This window comes from Amycolatopsis sp. NPDC021455 (genome assembly GCF_040640995.1).
Classification (GTDB): domain Bacteria; phylum Actinomycetota; class Actinomycetes; order Mycobacteriales; family Pseudonocardiaceae; genus Amycolatopsis.
Map to the genome: position 1 here is coordinate 202,016 of NZ_JBFACT010000007.1, position 17,430 is coordinate 219,445.

At 70.7% G+C, this 17,430-nt stretch carries 14 protein-coding genes; 4 read left to right on the forward strand and 10 right to left on the reverse strand.

Features of this window, described 5'->3' with window-relative positions; all coding sequences use genetic code 11:
* The first annotated feature begins 36 nt into the window (after positions 1 to 36).
* The 4 genes from AB0G28_RS13135 to AB0G28_RS13150 are packed head-to-tail and all read left to right on the forward strand — an operon-like array spanning position 37 to position 5,712.
* Positions 37 to 1,248, forward strand: coding sequence for a family 1 glycosylhydrolase (locus tag AB0G28_RS13135; protein WP_361087371.1), 1,212 nt, complete (start codon positions 37 to 39; stop codon positions 1,246 to 1,248).
* A gap of 41 nt (positions 1,249 to 1,289) precedes the next feature.
* Positions 1,290 to 4,268 carry a glycoside hydrolase family 2 TIM barrel-domain containing protein gene (locus AB0G28_RS13140; protein WP_361087374.1) on the forward strand — a complete coding sequence of 993 codons (2,979 nt, stop codon included), beginning with the start codon at positions 1,290 to 1,292 and terminating at the stop codon, positions 4,266 to 4,268.
* Positions 4,265 to 5,494, forward strand: a complete 1,230-nt coding sequence (locus AB0G28_RS13145; protein WP_361087377.1) for a cytochrome P450 — start codon at positions 4,265 to 4,267, stop codon at positions 5,492 to 5,494. Before AB0G28_RS13140 ends, AB0G28_RS13145 begins: the two co-directional genes overlap by 4 nt.
* 23 nt (positions 5,495 to 5,517) lie before the next feature.
* A complete protein-coding gene (locus AB0G28_RS13150) occupies positions 5,518 to 5,712 on the forward strand; it encodes a ferredoxin (RefSeq protein WP_361087380.1) in 195 nt (64 codons plus the stop codon).
* A 46-nt stretch (positions 5,713 to 5,758) separates the two neighbouring features.
* Here the strand turns inward: AB0G28_RS13150 and AB0G28_RS13155 are convergent, their stop codons facing one another.
* From AB0G28_RS13155 to AB0G28_RS13200, 10 genes are read right to left on the reverse strand one after another with little or no spacing between them, the layout of a single operon-like run.
* Entirely contained in the window at positions 5,759 to 6,523 is a 765-nt protein-coding gene (locus AB0G28_RS13155) for an SDR family NAD(P)-dependent oxidoreductase (RefSeq protein WP_361087383.1), read from the reverse strand.
* Entirely contained in the window at positions 6,523 to 7,878 is a 1,356-nt protein-coding gene (locus AB0G28_RS13160) for an enolase C-terminal domain-like protein (protein WP_361087386.1), read from the reverse strand. The genes AB0G28_RS13155 and AB0G28_RS13160 overlap by 1 nt, the downstream gene beginning before the upstream one ends.
* Entirely contained in the window at positions 7,875 to 8,798 is a 924-nt protein-coding gene (kdgD, locus tag AB0G28_RS13165; protein ID WP_361087389.1) for a 5-dehydro-4-deoxyglucarate dehydratase, read from the reverse strand. The genes AB0G28_RS13160 and kdgD overlap by 4 nt, the downstream gene beginning before the upstream one ends.
* The gene (locus tag AB0G28_RS13170; RefSeq protein ID WP_361087392.1) at positions 8,798 to 10,810 is read right to left on the reverse strand and encodes an alpha-amylase family protein; all 2,013 of its coding nucleotides are present in this window, start codon (positions 10,808 to 10,810) and stop codon (positions 8,798 to 8,800) included. Before AB0G28_RS13170 ends, kdgD begins: the two co-directional genes overlap by 1 nt.
* Before the next feature lie 15 nt (positions 10,811 to 10,825).
* On the reverse strand, positions 10,826 to 11,674 hold the full coding sequence (locus tag AB0G28_RS13175) for an ATP-binding cassette domain-containing protein (RefSeq protein ID WP_361087395.1): 849 nt from the start codon (positions 11,672 to 11,674) through the stop codon (positions 10,826 to 10,828).
* Entirely contained in the window at positions 11,674 to 13,380 is a 1,707-nt protein-coding gene (locus AB0G28_RS13180; RefSeq protein WP_361087398.1) for a dipeptide/oligopeptide/nickel ABC transporter permease/ATP-binding protein, read from the reverse strand. The genes AB0G28_RS13175 and AB0G28_RS13180 overlap by 1 nt, the downstream gene beginning before the upstream one ends.
* Positions 13,377 to 14,318, reverse strand: coding sequence for an ABC transporter permease (locus AB0G28_RS13185; RefSeq protein ID WP_361087401.1), 942 nt, complete (start codon positions 14,316 to 14,318; stop codon positions 13,377 to 13,379). Before AB0G28_RS13185 ends, AB0G28_RS13180 begins: the two co-directional genes overlap by 4 nt.
* Before the next feature lie 4 nt (positions 14,319 to 14,322).
* On the reverse strand, positions 14,323 to 15,297 hold the full coding sequence (locus tag AB0G28_RS13190; protein ID WP_361087404.1) for an NAD(P)-dependent oxidoreductase: 975 nt from the start codon (positions 15,295 to 15,297) through the stop codon (positions 14,323 to 14,325).
* Positions 15,182 to 15,922, reverse strand: coding sequence for an alpha/beta fold hydrolase (locus tag AB0G28_RS13195; protein WP_361087407.1), 741 nt, complete (start codon positions 15,920 to 15,922; stop codon positions 15,182 to 15,184). Before AB0G28_RS13195 ends, AB0G28_RS13190 begins: the two co-directional genes overlap by 116 nt.
* Positions 15,909 to 17,426: an ABC transporter substrate-binding protein gene (locus AB0G28_RS13200; protein WP_361087410.1), complete on the reverse strand. Its 1,518-nt coding sequence runs from the start codon at positions 17,424 to 17,426 to the stop codon at positions 15,909 to 15,911. Before AB0G28_RS13200 ends, AB0G28_RS13195 begins: the two co-directional genes overlap by 14 nt.
* Positions 17,427 to 17,430 lie beyond the last annotated feature (4 nt).

The window sequence follows — 17,430 nt, forward strand, 5'->3', positions numbered from 1 at the left end:
GTGGCAACGCGAGTATCAGAAACTTCCGCCGGGACGGTGCGTTTTCCTGAAGGCTTCCTCTGGGGAGCGGCCACCTCGCCGCACCAGGTCGAGGGCAACAACGTCAACAGTGACTTCTGGGCGCGGGAGCGGACGAGCCAGGGCATGGAACGCAGCGGCGACGCGTGCGACAGCTACCACCGCTTCGGCGAGGACATGCGGCTGCTGGCCGAAGCGGGGCTGAACGCCTACCGGTTCGGTGTGGAGTGGGCCCGGGTGGAGCCGGAACCCGGAGAGGTCTCCCGGGCCGAACTGGCCCACTACCGCCGGATGATCGACACGGCTCTGGGCCACGGTCTGGCGCCCGTCGTGACGCTGCACCACTTCACCAGCCCGCGCTGGTTCGTCGAAGAGGGCGGCTGGCTGGGTGAACGCGCAGTCGACCGGTTCCGCGCCTACGTCGAGGCGGTCAGCGGCATCCTCGACGGCGTCGAGTGGGTCTGCACCATGAACGAGCCCAACATGCTCGCCCTCATGACCTCGATGGCGCGGCTGGCGCAGGATCCCGAAGCGCGGAAGAAGTGGCAGAGCCCGACTGTCGACGGCGGCGCTCGTCCGGCGCTTCCGGATCCCGACCCCGAACTGGGGAAGCTGCTGATCGAAGCCCACCACGCCGCGCGGGACGTCGTGCGCCGGCGGACCGGTGCCCGCGTCGGGTGGACCATCGCGAACCAGGCGCTGGTGGCCCGCCCCGGCGCCGAGGAGAGGCTCCGCGAACTCAGCCACGTCCGGGAAGACCTCTATCTGGAAGGCGCCCGCGACGACGACTTCGTCGGGGTGCAGTCGTATTCGAGCCAATGGGTGAACGCCGACGGGATCGAACCGCACCCGCCGCACCCCGGCAACACGTTGGTCGGCACGGCCTACCGGCCCGACTCGCTGGGCATCGCGGTGCGCCACACCCATGAGGTCACCGGCGGCGTTCCCATCCTGGTCACCGAAAACGGGATTGCGACGGCCGACGACAGCCGTCGTGTCGCGTACACCGCCGAGGCGCTCGGGCATCTCGCCGACGCGATCAGCGACGGCGTCGACGTGCGCGGTTATGTGCATTGGAGCGCGCTCGACAACTACGAATGGGGTCACTGGGCGCCGACCTTCGGTCTCATCGCGGTCGACCGGGAGACGTTCGAGCGTACCCCCAAACCCAGTCTCGGCTGGCTCGGCGAGGTCGCCAAGAGCAACGCGCTGCCCCGGGAAGGCCGGTGACGGCGCCGTTCGACCGGTCCGGATTGCATGCGGTCAACCGCATGCCGATGCACGCGCTGCGCCGGAAACCGGAGATCAGCCTGGACGGCACCTGGCAGTTCCAGCTGCGGGCGACGGATACGACGCCGGAAGCGCCGGACTGGGAGACCGCCGAGGTGCCGGGCCTGTGGACCATGACGTCCATTGAGGACCGTCCGCACTACACGAACGTGCCGATGCCGTTCGACGAGGTGTATCCGGCGGTCCCCGACGCGAACCCGCTCGGCGTATACCGCCGCACGGTCGACCTGCAACCGGCGCCGGGCCACCGGGTCGTCCTGCACGTGGGCGCCGCGGAAGGTCAGCTGCGCGTGGCGGTGAACGGCGAGGCCGTGGGCACGAGCGCCGACTCCCACCTCGCCGCCGAGTTCGACATCACCGACGTTGTCACCGCGGGGGCCAACACGATCGAGCTGGCGGTCGCGAAGTGGTCGGCGGGCAGCTACCTGGAAGACCAGGACCACTGGTGGCAGTCCGGGCTCAGCCGCTCGGTGTTCCTCTACACCGTCCCGGAAATCCGGCTGGCCGATCTCTCGGTGCGGGCGGACTTCGATCCGGCGACGGAACGCGGCTCGCTCCGGGTGGTCGTCTCGACCGAGGGCTTGCGCGGACACGCCGAGGTACGCCACACCGTCCGCGTGCAGGTGCTGGGGGAGACCCATGAACTCCCAGTCGCTCCCCGGCTGCCTGCGCCCACGCTGCCGACCCCGCTGAAGCCGCCGCACGATCGCGCTGTCCGGCCGGCCCGGCGGCTGCCGGACGACTTCATGGACATCCTCAGCATCAAGGCCGCCGCCGCTCCCGTTCCGCCGGAGTACCGGGCGATCCCGGACATCGGCGCCTCGTTCCGGAATCCGCCCGTGCCGGCGGGGACCGCGCGGCTCGACCTCGCCGACCTCGCCGTCCCGCCGTGGTCGGCTGAACGGCCCGAGCTGCACGACGTGCTGGTCGAGCTGGTCGATCCGGAAGGGGCCGTCGTCGACTCGACGTCGGTGCGCGTCGGTTTCCGCCGGGTCACCATCGACGGTCGCGACCTGCTCGTCAACGGCCGCCGGATCCTGGTGCAAGGCGTGAACCGGCACGACATCGACCCGCGCACCGGCCGGGTACTCAGCCGGGAACGGATGCTGGCCGAGCTGTCCCTGCTCAAGCGCTGCAACGTGAACGCGATCCGCACCTCGCACTACCCGAACGATCCGGTGCTGCTCGACCTGTGCGACGAGCTCGGGTTCTACGTGGTCGCGGAGGCGGACATCGAAAGTCACGCGTTCGCCTCCACGCTCGCGGACGATCCGCGGTACCTCACCGAGATCGTAGAGCGGGTGGCGCGCATGGTGCTGCGCGACCGGAACCACCCGTCGGTGCTGATCTGGTCGCTGGGCAACGAGAGCGGGTACGGCGCGGCGCACGACGCGGCGGCGGCGTGGGTCCGGCGGTTCGACCCGACCCGGCCGGTGCAGTACGAAGGGGCCATCGCGACGGACTGGCACGGCGGCCACGCGGCCAGCGACCTCGTCGTCCCGATGTACCCCTCGTTCGCCGCCCTGCGGGCGTATTCGGCCGACCACCGCGCCGACCGCCCGTTGATCACCTGCGAGTACGCCTATTCGCAGGGCAATTCCACCGGCGGGTTCGCCGACTACTGGGACCTCTTCGAGACCCTGCCGGGGTTGCAGGGTGGCTTCCTCTGGGAGTTCACGGACCAGGCCCTCGATCCCGACGGCGACGGCCGGTACCGGTACGGCGGGGACTTCGGCGATGAGCCCCACAACGGCCCGACCCTGCTCAACGGGGTCGTGTTCGCCGACCTGACCCCGAAACCGGCCCTGTACGAGGTCCGTGGCGTCTTCAGTCCTCTTCGGGTCGTTTCCGACGCGGAAACCCTGCGCTGGGGCCAGGTGCGCGTGCGCAACCGGCAGTCGTTCGCCGATCTTTCCGGCTATGTGCTCGAGGTGCGGGTCGACACCCGCCATGGTCCGTCCGCCGTCCTGGCTGTGGCGACGCCCGACCTCGTGGCCGGGCAGGAGGGCACGCTCCTCCTGCCCGGCGAGATCGTCCAGGCGGCCGCCGATCCGGACGCCCTCGGCGTCTCGCTGGTCGTGCGCACCCGAAGCGACGCCCAGTGGGCGCCCGCGGGAACCGAGGTGGCGGTGGAGCAGATCGCCCTGCCCCGGCCGCTGCCGGCACTTCCGACGGCCGGCCGGCCGGTCGCGGTCGACGCCGAAGGCGACGTCAGCCATCCCCTGCTGGCCCGCGCGCCGCGGTTGTCGCTGTGGCGCGCGCTCACCGACAACGACCGTGCGTTCTCCCTCGACCAGCGGTTCGTCCGGTCCGGCTTCTTCGCCCTCGAACCGGTCAAGACGTCGGTGACGGCGCACGACGATCGCACGGCCACCACTACCCATTACCGCACGGCGTTCGGCGACGAAATCGTCCACTACCGGGAACTGATCGAGGCCGGCTCGGATGATTTCGTGTTCCGCGAAGACGTGATCCTCCCCGAAGACACCCGTGACGGGCTCCGGGTCGGTATGGTCTTCGAGCTTGCCGGCGGGTTCCGAGATGCGACATGGGTCGGGCTCGGGCCGTGGGAGAACTACCCCGATCGCCGCCGCCACGCCCTGCTCGGCCGGTGGACCTCGACGATCGACGACCTGGCGGTGCCCTACGTGCGCCCCCAGGAACACGGCACCCGCGGCGGCGTCACCGAGCTGGCCGTGACCGGACCCGCCGGGCGCGTCGCGATCAGCACTCCGGTCCCCGTCCACGTGAACGTCGGCCGGCACACGGCGGAGCAGCTGGAGTCGGCCGACCACTGGTGGGAGCTGCCGGAGAGCGAGGCCACCGTCATCCACGTCGACGTCGCCCACCGGGGCATCGGGACGGCTCTGCTCGGCCCGGACACCCGGCCCGTCCACCGGCTCGCCGGGACCCGGTACTCCTGGGCGTGGCGGCTCCACCTGCAAAGGAGCGAACAATGACCAGCACGATCGACAACGCCCGGCAAGAGACTCCGGGGTACCCGGCGGCGCGGGCCGAGGGCTGCCCGTTCGACCCGCCGCCGACGCTGTACGCCCTGCAGAAGGAAGGCCCGCTCGCGCGGGTGCAGCTCTCCGACGGCACCACGCACTGGCTGGTGACCCGGTACGGAGAGCAACGCGCGTTGCTCGCCGACCCGAGGATCAGCTCCGACGTCACCCGGCCCGGGTTCCCGTTCCCCGCGCAGCCTGGTGATCCCGGCCAGTCCGGGCTCAGTTTCATCACCATGGACGGCCCGGAACACGCCCGGATGCGGCGCATGGTCACCGCGGGATTCGCCGTCAAACGCGTCGAGTCCCTGCGTTCCACGGTGCAGGAGATCGTGGACGACCTGATCGGCACCATGCTGGCCGGGCCGAAACCGGCTGACCTGGTCGAGGCGTTCGCGCTGCCGGTGCCGTCCCTGGTGATCTGCGCTCTGCTCGGCGTCCCGTACACGGATCACGAGTTCTTCCAGGAGAACAGCAAGATCATCGTCCGGCGCACCGCGACGACTGCGGAACGGAGGGCCGCCACCGGGCGGCTGATGTCCTACTTGGACGGGCTGGTCGGGGCCAAACTGGCCGAACCGGCCGACGACCTGCTCTCGCAACTGGCGGTCGAACGCGTGCGCACCGGTGAACTGACCCGCGAACAGGCGGCCCAGATCGGTGTTCTGCTGTTGCTCGCCGGTCACGAGACCACCGCGAACATGATCGCGCTGGGTACTCTGGCGCTGCTCGAACACCCCGAGCAGCTCGCGCTCCTGCGCGAGACCGATGATCCGGAACTCGTCGCTTCGGCGGTCGAGGAACTGTTGCGGTACCTGCACATCACGCACAACGGCCGTCGCCGGATCGCGCTGGCCGACATCGACATCGCGGGGGAGACCATCCGGGCCGGCGAAGGTGTCATCTTTCCCAACGACATCGCCAACCGCGACCCGGAAGCTTTTCCCGATCGGCCGGACGAGCTGGACGTGCACCGCAACGCCCGGCACCACGTGGCGTTCGGCTTCGGGGTGCACCAGTGCCTCGGACAGTCCCTGGCCCGCATGGAACTCCAGGTCGCCTACGGCACTCTTTACCGTCGCATTCCCACGCTGCGATTGGCGGCCGATGTCGCGACGATCCCGTTCAAGCACGACGGCTCGGTCTACGGCGTCTACGAGCTGCCCGTCACCTGGTGACGGCGATTCCGGGAGGAAACACCGTGAAGATCACCATCGACCAGGCCAAGTGCGTCGGATCCGGTCAGTGCGTGCTGACCGCCGGCGAAGTGTTCGACCAGCGGGACGAGGACGGCATCGCGGTGTTGCTCACCGGCGAGCCCGCCGCCGAGCAGGCCGACGACGTCAGGCAGGCGGCGTCGATCTGCCCTGCAGTGGCCATCACCGTCGTGGAGTGATCCTCGGGGCCCCGAATCAGGTTTCGGGGCCCCGGGCACTCGAAGTTCAGACCGCCGCCCAGCCACCGTCGACGGGGAGCACGGCACCGTTGATGTTGGCGGCGGCGTCCGAGGCGAGGAACACGATGGCGGCGGCCTGGTCGTCGGCGGCGGCGAGCCGGCCGACGTTCTGCCGGTACCTCCCGAGCACTTGAGGGCCGAGTGCGGCGGGGTCGGCGTCGATGGTGATGCCCGTCATGGTCGCGCCGGGCGCGATGGCGTTGGCGCGGATGCCGGAGTCCCGGTACATGACCGCCACGGACCGGGTGAGCCCGACGACGCCGTGCTTGGACGCGGTGTAGGCGGCGCCGGCCGCGCTGCCGCGCAGGGCCGCCTCCGAGGCGGTGTAAACGATCGCGCCCTTCCGCTTGGCGAGCATGTGCGGCAGCGCGGCGCGGGTGAGCAGGAACGGGGCGGTGAGGTTGACCCGGATCAGCCGGTCCCACTCAGCGTCGGAGACGTCGCCGGCGGCGGACATGGTGTCCATGATCCCGGCGTTGTTCACCAGGACGTCCAAGCCGCCGAACACGGTGACCGCGGTGGTGACGACTTCGTCGACCACCGCCTGATCACTGAGATCGCCGACCGTTATCGCGGCGCGTCCTTCGGACGCCTCGATCTCCGCGGCAACGGTTTTGGCGGCGTCGGCGTTGATGTCGGCCACGACGACGTTCGCGCCGGCGGCGGCGAACCGCAGGGCGGCCGCCCGTCCGATGCCCGAGCCGCCTCCGGTCACGATGACGCTGCTGCCGTCGAGTCCGGTGTTGTCCATCAATGCCTCCAGCTGCTTGCTTCGGTTGCGGGGTGGTCCAGGCAGGGGCGCTTCGGGTCGAATTCCCAGCCGGGGATCAGGGTGCGCATCGCGGTGGCGTCGTCCCGGGCGCCGAGGCCGTGCTCGCGGTGGAGCTCGTGGGCGGCTGCGACAGCGTCCTCGTCGAGTTCGACGCCGAGCCCGGGACGGCGCGGCACTTCGATGCGGCCGCCGGTGATCCGCAGCGGCGCGGTGGTGAGGGCCTGGCCGTCCTGCCAGATCCAGTGGGTGTCGATCGCCGTGATCTCGCCGGGTGCGGCCGCGGCGACGTGGGTGAACATCGCCAGGGACACGTCGAAGTGGTTGTTGGAGTGCGAGCCCCAGGTCAGGCCCCACTCCGTGCACAGCTGGGCGACGCGCACCGAGCCGGACATCGTCCAGAAGTGCGGGTCGGCCAGGGGGATGTCCACCGCGCCCGCCTGGATCGCGTGTCCGAGCTGGCGCCAGTCGGTCGCGATCATGTTGGTGGCGGTGGGCAGCCCGGTGGCGCGGCGGAACTCGGCCATGATTTCACGGCCGGAGTAGCCGTTCTCGGCACCGCACGGGTCTTCGGCGTAAGCGAGGACGTCGTGCAGGGACCGACCGACGCGGACCGCTTTGGCCAGTGACCAGGCGCCGTTGGGGTCGAGGGTGACCCGGGCGTCCGGGAACCGCTCCTTGACGGCCCGGACCGCGGCGGCCTCCTGGTCCGCGGGCAGTACGCCGCCCTTGAGCTTGAAGTCGGCGAACCCGTACCGCTCGTGGGCGGCCTCGGCGAGCCGGGTGATGGCCTCGGGGGTCAGCGCGGGCTCGTCGCGCAGGCGGGTCCAAGCGTCGGGCGCGCCTTCACCCGCCCGGTAGCCGAGCCCGGACCGCTCCCGATCGCCGACGTAGAACAGGTAGCCGAGCACCGGCACCTCGGACCGGACCGGGCCGTCGCCGAGCAGCTCGGCGACGGGCACCTCGAGATACTGCCCGAGCAGGTCCAGCAGCGCGGACTCCAGCGCGGCCAGCACGTGCACCGTGGTGCGCAGGTCGAAGGTCTGGACTCCGCGTCCGGCGGCGTCGCGGTCGGCGAAGCGGTGCCGCACGGCGCGAAGGGCAGATCGGTAGGCGCCGACCGGCGTGCCGACGACCAGGTCGCGCGACTCCTCCAGAGTCGCCCGGATGGCCTCGCCGCCGGGTACCTCACCCACGCCGGTGCGGCCCTCGGAATCGGTCAGCACCAGCAGGTTCCGGGTGAAGAAGGGCGCGTGGGCGCCCGAGAGGTTGAGCAGCATGCTGTCCCGCCCGGCGACGGGCACCACCCGCAGCGCGGCGACGACCGGCGGGCTCACGGCTGGTCTCCGGCAGCCTTGACGATCTCGGCGAGCAGCTCGAGTTCGGCGTCGTCGAGATCGGTCAGCGGCGGCCGGACTGGCCCGGCCGGATGCCCGGTGACCCGCAGGCCCGCCTTGACGATGCTCACCGCATATCCGCGCTTGCGGTCCCGGATCTCGGTGTACGGCAGCACGACGTCCGCGACCAGACGGCGCACGGTCGTCCGGTCGCCCGCCCGGACCGCCGCGTAGAACGCCAGCGCGAACCCGGGCAGGAAGTTGAACATCGCCGAGCTGTAGGTGGTGACTCCGAGCTCCAGGTAGGGCAGGGCGAACGTCTCCGCGGTCGGCAGGCCGCCGATGTACACCAGCCGGTCGCCCAGCCGTGCATGCAGCCGGGTGATGGCCTCCAGGTCGCCGACACCGTCTTTGAACCCGATCAGGTTCGGGCAGGTGTCCGCGAGCGCGGCGACGGTCTCGGGGGAGTACACCGCGTTGGCGCGGCTGTAGAGCACAACGCCGAGCGAGGTCGCGGCGCACACCGCGCGGACGTGGGCGGCCAGCCCGTCCTGGGACGCCTCGGTGAGGTAGGGCGGGAACAGCAGCAGTCCGTCGGCGCCCGCCGCTTCGGCGTCATGGGCCAGCTCCACCGCCTGGGCGGTGCCGTACCCGGCCGGGGCGAGGATCGGCGTGCCCATCGGCGTGCTCTGCACGGCCGCGCGGACGACCCGGCCCACCTCGGGCGCGGTGAGCGAGAAGAACTCGCCGGTCCCGCCTGCGGCGAAGAGGCCGGCCACGTCGTACTCGCTCAGGCGGGCGACGTGTGCGCGGTAGGCGGGTTCGTCGACGGCCAGGTCCGGCGTGAAGTGCGTGACGGGGAAGGACAGGAGGCCGGTGCCGAGCTGTTCGGCCAGTTCGGTGGGGGTGAACGCGGGCATCAGGGGGTTTCCTCCTGGTGGATGCGGACCACTTCGAAGAGGTCGACGACCGGGAGGTCGATGACCAGCCGGTCGCCGTCGCGCCGGGTCGGCAGCTCGTGCCCGGCCACCAGCGCCGTGGCGCGTCCGGTTGCGCCGTGGACCACGAGGCGGCCTCCGCTCACGGGCACGTGCGGACCGAACGACCGGCGGCGGGCTCCCGTTTGGTTGAGCAGGTGGACGACGTATCCGTCGTCGTCGCGGCCGAGGATCAGCTCGACCTGCTCGGGCAGCTCCGCGCGCACGCGAGCTCCCGCGAGCGGTTCGAGGACGCGCAGGAGGTGGTCCCGCACCTCGGTCTTCGCGAATTCGCGGTAGGTGCGGCCGATCGTCCACGTGAGCATCGACGACGTGCCGGAGCCGTGGTCGATGGAGGCCACCGCCGGGTCGCCGGTGGCGGTGTGGCCGTAGGCCAGCTCGGGTGGCCCCCACGGCGCCTGGGCGAGAACCATGCCTGCCTTCGCGGTGCCGGGTTTCCAGACACAGCGGGCGTTGGTGCCGTGAACGGGGACGACCGAGCCGTCGAAGGCGTTGTGGTCCATGCGGGACTGCTCGTCGAGCGTGGCATAGGTCGACCAGACCGCCTTGCCGGACAGCTCGGGGCCGATCCGGCGCAGTGCCGGGGACGCGGTCAGTTCGGCGCCGCCGTCCGCTGTGAAGCCGCTGTTGCCCGTGCTCAGCAGATTGCCGCCACCGTCCACGAATTCGTCGAGCACCACCGCCGCGGCCGGGCCGACCGGCCCGACATCCGGCAGCACGACGAGCCGGTAGCGATCCAGCGACATCGACGTCAGGTCGCCCAGTGGCAGCACGTCGAACGGCAGGTGCTTCTGCTGTAGTGCCTGGTAGATGCCGCGGAACTCCTCGAGAGTGTCCATTCGGCCCCAGCCGCCTGCGGGGCGCACCAGGCCGATGGTCGCCGCGGGCCGCAGGGCCGCGTAGAGCGGGTGGTGGTCGCGGTGGAATCGCGTCACGTCCCTGGCCAGCGAGACGCTTGTCATCGGGAGCCGGCCCGGCGCGCCGAGGATGTAGGTGGAGGGGTTGCCGCCGCGTGCGATCACCTGGAGCAGGTGCTGCGCCACGTGCTCCGGCTGCTCTGCGGCCATCCGGTAGGTCGAGTCGACGTGCGCCGGGACATTCACGAGCAGCGGGATTGCGGGCCGCGCGGAGACGTGGGCGCTGACGGCCTCGGCCGTCGCGTGCGGCCACAGCTCCTTGCCCGCCATGTGCCGGAAGGCGTTGTTGCCTTCCTGGTAGACGATCGAGCCGCCCTTGTTGAGCACCAGTGCGAGGTCGCGGTTGCGAGCCGCGAGGTGGTCGGTGTACCGGCGCCCGAGTTCTGCTTTCGTGGTCTCCGTGTAGCGCCGCCACAGCCCGAACGTCGGCGAGTCGAGGCCGTCGGGCAGGTCCTGGCCGCCGCTGAACTCGGCGAAGCGCTTGACGCAGGACGCGCAGTGGCAGACGCCGTGGACGACCTCGCTATAGTCGCGCTCGTTGAAGTTGAACCAGTTGAAGAAGAACCCGTCGACGGGGTAACGGTCGAGGATCTCGTCGAGGATGTCGAAGGCGCGCTGCTGGTAGTACTCACCGGACGGGCAGGTGCTGTACAGCGCGTGGTAGATCTGCGGTTTGCCGACGGCCGAGGCGAAGAGCCAGTCCGGGTGCGCGGCGGCGATCCCGGCGGTGACCTTGGACAGGTCGAGGCGCGCGAGCACCCGGATGCCGCGCCGGCCGGCTGCGGCGACCGCGTCGCCCAGCAGGTCGCCGGACGGCCGGTCGGCGAGGAAGGGATTGCGCGCCTGGTAGGGGAGATCCGTCGGGTAGAACGCGGAGATGCCGCCTGCGTTGAGCAGCCACGTGTCGGCGCCGTGGCTCTCGACGACGTCGAGCGCGGCTTCGACGTCCATGGTGGCGTCGATTTCCTGGAGGTTGGTCTGGAAGACGGTGAACGGCTGCTGCCACCGGCTGGGCATGGACTGGGTTCTCCTTCAGACGTTGGCGTGCACCGGCTGTGCCTCCCGCAGCCGACGCCGTTCGGCCCGGCGTTTCGCCTGTTCGACCGGGTCGGGGACGGGAGCGGCGAGCAGCAGCTGACGGGTGTAGGGATGTTCGGGCTCGGATGTGACCATGGCCGCCGGGCCGGTTTCGACGATGTCGCCGCGGTAGACGACGGCGACGCGGTGGCTCACGTGGCGCACGACTGCGAGGTCGTGGGACACGAACAGGTAGGCCACCCCGGTCCGGCGCTGGATGTCGATGAGCAGGTCGAGGACGCGGGCCTGGGTCGTCAGGTCCAGTGCGGAGACCGGCTCGTCGCAGACGATCAGTTTCGGCCGCGGGGCCAAGGCGCGTGCGATGGCGACGCGCTGCCGCTGACCGCCGCTGAACTCGCGGGGGAGCCGTTCTGCGGCGTCAGCCGGGAGCCCGACCTGGTCGAGCAGCGTCCGGACGCGGATCCGTGCGTCCTTGGCGGGTATCCCGTGCACCACGAGTGGTTCGCTCAGGATCTCGCCGATGGTCAGCGACGGGTTGAGCGAGGTGTACGGGTCCTGGAAAACCACCTGGAGGTCACGGGCCAGTGCGCGACGCTGCTTGGCCGCGGCGTGGGTGATGTTCGTGCCGGCGAATCGGATCGCGCCGCCGGTGGGGGCGGTGAGCCCGAGCACGGCCCGGCCGATCGTGGTCTTGCCGGAGCCGGACTCGCCCACCACGCCGAGGGTTTCGCCTTCGGCAATGGTCAGGCTGACGCCGTGCAGCACTTCGACCGGCCGCGCGCGGAACCCCCTGAGGGGGTAGCTGACGCGAAGTTCTTCGACGTCGAGGAGAGGCGCCGTCATCACGGTTCCCTTCGCGTGGTGGCCGCGATCGGAGGATCGGTGCGTAGTGCGCTGCCATCCAAAATGGACTCCAGCAGGGTGCGGGTGTACGGGTGCGCCGGCTCGTGGAGGACGGTCGGCGTCGTGTCGGTCTCGACGACCTCGCCCCGGCGCATGACCACGACGCGGTCGCAGATGTCGGCGACGACGCCGAAGTTGTGCGTCACGAGCAGCACGGCCATCCCGGACTCGCGCTGCAGGTCGCGCAGCAGGTCGAGGATCTCGGCCTGGACGGTCACGTCGAGCGCCGTCGTGGGCTCGTCCGCGATGAGCAGCTCGGGCTCGCTGGCGACCGCTCCGGCGATCAGCACGCGCTGCGCCATGCCGCCGGAGATCTGGTGCGGATAGCTGCGGAAGGTGCGTTCCGGGTCCTGGATGCCGACCCTGGCCAGCAACGCGAGGACGCGTTCCTTCGCCTCGCGGCGCGCCACACCGCACGACGCCCGGACCCCTTCGACGAGCTGGGCGCCCACGGTGAACGACGGATCGAGGTTGGCCATCGGCTCCTGCGGGACGTAGGCGATCGACCGCCCGCGCACGCTGCACAGCTCGCGTTCGCCCAGCTCCAGCAGCTCGCGTCCGTTCAGCCGCACCGACCCCCGGGTGACGACGGCCTCGGCGGGCAGCAGGCCGAGCACCGCGAAGGCGGTCTGGGTCTTGCCGGAACCCGACTCTCCCGCCACCCCGACGGTTTCGCCCGCGGCGACGGTGAGAGAGACCCCGTTCACCACTTCGCGGAGCTCTCCGGACGGCGTCGGGTAGGCGATGGCGAGGTCGTGGACGGCCAGCAGGTCGCCGGTCGGCTCGCCGGCCTCGGGTACCCGGCGGGCCGGAGCCGCCACCTTCACCGGCTTGGGACGGGCACCTTCGAGCGCGTCGCGCAGCGCGTTGCCCAGCAGCACCAGCGAAGCGGTGATGATGCCGAGCAGGAAGGCGGGCCAGGCGAACTGCCAGGGATCGACGTAGAGGTTGCGGAACCCTTCCGAGATCATGGCGCCGAAGCTCGGCACAGTGTTCGAGCCGACGCCAAGGAACGCCAGCCCCGACTGCACGCCGATGGCCGAGCCCATGAGGAACGCGGTGGCGATGACGATCGGGCCGCGCACGACGACCAGCACGTGGCGGAGGAGGATGCGCCGCACCGGCAGCCCCGACACCCTGGCGGCGTCGACGTAGAGCTCGTTGCGCACGCCGAGGACCAGGTTGCGCACCAGCCGGTAGATGGCGGGGGAGAGCAGGACGCCGAAGATCGCCATCGTGACGCGGTAGTCGCCGCCCGTCACCGGCATCAGCACGACCAGCAACAGGATGCCCGGGAAGGTCATGATCAGGCTGAACACCCACTCGGTGAGTCCGCGGATCCGGCGGCCGAAGTACCCGCCGACCAGCCCGAAGGTCACGCCGACCACGAGCGCCACAGTCGTCGCCACGATCGCCGACACCGCGCTGGTGCGGATCGAGAACAGCAGCCGCGCCGCGATGTCCCGCCCGCTGCCGTCCGCGCCCAGCGGGTAGCCCGGCGTGCCGCCGGCGGCGTTGACCGCGTCGAGGGAAGAGTCGTTGGGTCCGTGTCCGGCCAGCAGGGGAGCCAGTGCACCGAGGACCACGATCACGAGCAGCAGCGCCCCGGTGATCAGGGCCTGCGGGTCCTTCCGGAGTCGTCTCAATGGAGCCTCGCTTTGGGGTTGAGCCAGCCGTTCACAAGGTCGGCCACGAGGTTGAGGCTGACGACCATGAGGACGCCGAACACGGTGACGCCCATGATGATCGGGACGTCGCCCTGCAGGGACGCGTTGAACGCGTACGAGCCGAAGCCGGGTAGCGCGAAGACGTTCTCGATGATGAGTGCGGCCCCGAACATCTGCAGGAACTCCAGGGACAGCACGGTCAGGGCCGGCCCGGCGGCGTTGCGCAGCGCGTGGCGGTAGACGACCGAGCGGGTGGGGATGCCCCGTGACCGCAGCGTGCGCACGTAGTCTTTGCGGAGCTCGTCGATCATGCTGCCGCGGATCTGCGCCGTCATGTTCGCGATACCGTTGACGACCAGCACGATCACCGGGATGGTGATCGTCGCCGCCCACCGGCCGGGGTCCTCCGCGAAGGGGGTGTACCCGGTGGCGGGCAGCAGCTTCAGGTTGATCGCCAGCAGGAACACCAGCCCGATGGCGATCAGCAGCCCGGGCACCAGGTGACCGATCAGCGACAGGCCCTGCGCGAGCCGGTCGGCGATGCCGCCTCGGGTGGCGGACAGCACCCCGAGCGTCACGCTGACCACGACGCTGATCAGCAGGGCGACGAGGATGATCGACAGCGTGACGCCGAGCCGCCCGGTCACCGCGTGCACGACGTCCTCGCTGGTGAAGTAGGACGTGCCGAAGTCGCCGCGCACCGTGTGGGCGAGCCACTCGAAGTACTGGACCAGCACCGGGCGGTCGAGGCCCAGCCGCTCCTTCATCGGCCCGATGGCCTCCGGGGTGGCGGCCGGGCCGAGAACGGCTGCGGCGACCCGGTCGAACGAGGTGCTCAGCAGCAGGAAGGTGATGAGGGTGACCAGGACGGCGAGCACCAGGCCCGTCGCGAGGCGCCGCGCGATGTAGGCGAGCACGGCATCAGCCCGCTCGTTCGTCGCGCAGGAGCCGGAGGGCGGAGTGGTCGTGGTCGCCGAGGCCGGTCTCGACGGCGGTGCCCAGGAGGCCGTGCACCAGGCTCGCTCCCGGCAACGCCGTGCCGAGATCTTCGGCGGCTTCCGCGGCGAGCCGCAGGTCCTTGCGGTGCAGCCGGATGCGGAACCCCGGCTCGTACTCGCCCTTGATCATCCGCAGCCCGTGCACCTCGAGCACTCGCGAGGCGGCGAACCCGCCCATCAGAGCACTGTGGACCGCCAGGGGGTCCACGTCGGAGGCTTCGGCCAGGTGCAGTGCCTCCGCGACCGCCTCGATGGTCACGCCCACGACGACCTGGTTCGCGATTTTCGCCACCTGCCCGGCGCCGGACGGCCCGATGTGCGAGATGCGTGCGCCGAGCACCTCGAAGATCGGCCGGGCTCGTTCGACCGCTTCCGCCGCGCCGCCGACCATGATCGAGAGGGTGCCGTCCCGGGCGCCGATCTCGCCACCGGAGACCGGCGCGTCGAGGTAGGCGCCGCCCGCGCCGGCCACCTTCTCCGCGAGGCCCCGTTCCGCGGCCGGCGAGATCGAGCTCATGTCGATGACGAGCGTGCCCGGCCGCAGCACGCCGATGACCTCGCCCATGACCTTTTCGACGTCCGGGGTGTCCGGCAGCATCAGGACGACGGCTTCGCTGCCTCGGGTGGCGTCCGCCGCGGATGCCGCGTACCGCACGGTGTCCCCGAGTGCTTCCCGGGCGGCCGGGGTGTCGCGGTGAACGGTCAGCCGATGTCCCGCCGCGGCGAGGTTGGCCGCCATCGGGCGGCCCATCACCCCCGTGCCGATGAAACCGATGTCCACGTCAGGCACTCCTCTTCGCGTTGTCGAGTACGAGTTTCGCCACCGTCTCCGGTGCGGCCACCGGCGCGAGGTGACCCACGTCCGGCAGGATCTCCAGCCGGGCGTGGGCGATGGCACCGGCGATGGCGCGTTGTTCCGGCGGCGGGGTGGCCGGATCCGCGGCCCCGCCGATCACCAGGGTGGGCGCCTTGATCGCGGCCAGGTCGCCGCGGACGTCGGCGTCGGCGAGCACGTCGCATCCCATCGCGTAGCCTTCGGGCGGCGTGGACCGCAGCATGTCTTCGTACGTTCGCACGACGTCGGGCCGGCGGCCCCGGAACTCCGGTGTGAACCACCGCGCCATGACAGCGGGCACGATCGGCTCCAGGCCACGCTCTCGAACGGTCGCCGCGCGCTCGAGCCAGCTCTGCCGGTCCAGGACGGCGGCACAGCACATCGCCGTCAGGGAAAGAACCCGGTCCGGCTCGCGGCTCGCGGCCCGGAGCGCGATCATGCCGCCGATCGAGATCCCAGCCAGGTGGGCGAACTCCACGTCGAGCCGGTCCAGGACATCGAACAGGTCGTCGACGAGGTCGTCGAGCCGCGTGGCCGGCGGGGCCGCCGCGGCGGTTCCGTGGCCGCGCTGGTCGAACCGCACCACGTCGAAAGACTTCGCCAGTAGTGGAGCGACGTCGTCCCAGAGCGCGTTCGTGGTGCCCAGTGAGTTCAGCAGAACGAGCGGCCTCGCATCACTTTCCGACATCGAAGGTCCTCAGAGTCGAGAGCGGGTTGGCGCCGGTGCCCAGGTAAGTGATCTTCGAGCGGGTCACCCAGTTGGTGCTGGTGGTGAACAGCGGGGCGAACCAGGCGTTGTCGACCACGTAGGTGTTGATCTGCCGGTAGACGTCGGCTGCCTGGTTCTGGTCCGTCGTGGCCGCTGCCCTGTCGATCAGCGCGGTCAGGTCGGGAGCCTGGCTCTTGAAGGGGTTCGTCGACCCCGTCGGGGCCAGCTTCGAGTTGACGGTCCGCGGTGCCGCGACGCTGCCGGCGATGTTGAAGTACACCGGGTATTCGCCGGTCTGGGTGCTGTCCTGCGGCGGGACCGGCTTCCAGCTTGCCGTGATGCCGATGTCGGCCAGCGCCTGCGTGATCGTCGGCTGGACCAGCTGGGAAACCACATTCGCCGGGATCGTAAGGCTGAAGCCGCCGCCGTAGCCGGCCTCGGCGATGAGCTTGCGGGCGCCGGCCGGGTCGTAGGGATATCGGTCGTTGAGGGCCGGGACGTACGCGGGCGACTTGGGGTTGAAGACCTGGGTGGTGGGCTGACCGAGACCACCGAGAATCTTGCCGACGATCTTCCCACGGTCGAACGCCATGTTGATCGCGCGGCGCACTCGGACGTCGGCCAGCGCCGGAACCAGCTTGCCGGCCCGGTCGGCCAGGACGAATTCCCCGACCGCGACGCCGTCGACGCGCTTGAGGGCCAGCCCGGCCTTCTGCGCGGCCGGTGCCTGGCTCGCGTCGACCGAGCCGGCGTCCACCTCGCCGGCCAGCAGGGCGTTGAACAGGGCCGTGCGGTCGGGAATCACCCGGATCGTGACCGTCTTGGCTGGGTACGCGGCGGCGTTCCAGTAGTCGTCGCGGCGGTGCAGCACGTACTTCGAGCCGTTGACCGTGGCCTGGTGATCCAGCGTGTACGGCCCGGAACCCACCGGGTCGAGCGCGGTGCGCGGGGTGGTGAGCGTCGCCGGGTCGCCGATGACGCCGTTGCCCTGCGCCAGCGAGCCGAGCAGGTTCGGGTCGGGGTGGGTGAGCTGCAGGACCACCGTGCGGTCGTCCGGGGCTTCGACCGACCCCACGGCGTCGAGGTTGCTCTGCAGCGGGCCCGGCGTCGTCTTCGTGCGGTCGAGGGTCGTCTTCACCGCCGCCGCGGTCACCGGGGTGCCCGAGCTGAACTTCATCCCGGCCCGCAGCTTCAGCGTGAGCGTCCGGGCGTCGCCGGAGTACTGCCAGCTCTCGGCGGCGTTGGGCTGGAGGACCGCGTTGTTGTCGCTGTAGAGCAGCGTGTCGTAGATCGACGACCAGAGGTACATCTGCTGACCTTCGAGCAGCTGAACCGGGTCCAGGGAATTGGGCGGGGCCTGCACGCCGAGCGTGAGCGTGGCACCGCCGGACGAGGACTCGGAGGTGCCGCACGAGGAGACCGGCACCAGAGCGGCAACGGCCACCGCGGCGGCCCACCGCGCCTTGCGCGAAAGAACATGCATGGGA

Coding starts and splice junctions, on each gene's coding strand:
- AB0G28_RS13140 (WP_361087374.1), top strand. CDS start 1,290: ATGCCGATGCACGCGCTGCGCCGGAAACCGGAGATCAGCCTGGACGGC.
- AB0G28_RS13145 (WP_361087377.1), top strand. CDS start 4,265: ATGACCAGCACGATCGACAACGCCCGGCAAGAGACTCCGGGGTACCCG.
- AB0G28_RS13155 (WP_361087383.1), bottom strand. CDS start 6,523: ATGGACAACACCGGACTCGACGGCAGCAGCGTCATCGTGACCGGAGGC.
- kdgD (WP_361087389.1), bottom strand. CDS start 8,798: ATGCCCGCGTTCACCCCCACCGAACTGGCCGAACAGCTCGGCACCGGC.
- AB0G28_RS13170 (WP_361087392.1), bottom strand. CDS start 10,810: ATGCCCAGCCGGTGGCAGCAGCCGTTCACCGTCTTCCAGACCAACCTC.
- AB0G28_RS13175 (WP_361087395.1), bottom strand. CDS start 11,674: ATGACGGCGCCTCTCCTCGACGTCGAAGAACTTCGCGTCAGCTACCCC.
- AB0G28_RS13195 (WP_361087407.1), bottom strand. CDS start 15,922: ATGTCGGAAAGTGATGCGAGGCCGCTCGTTCTGCTGAACTCACTGGGC.
- AB0G28_RS13200 (WP_361087410.1), bottom strand. CDS start 17,426: ATGCATGTTCTTTCGCGCAAGGCGCGGTGGGCCGCCGCGGTGGCCGTT.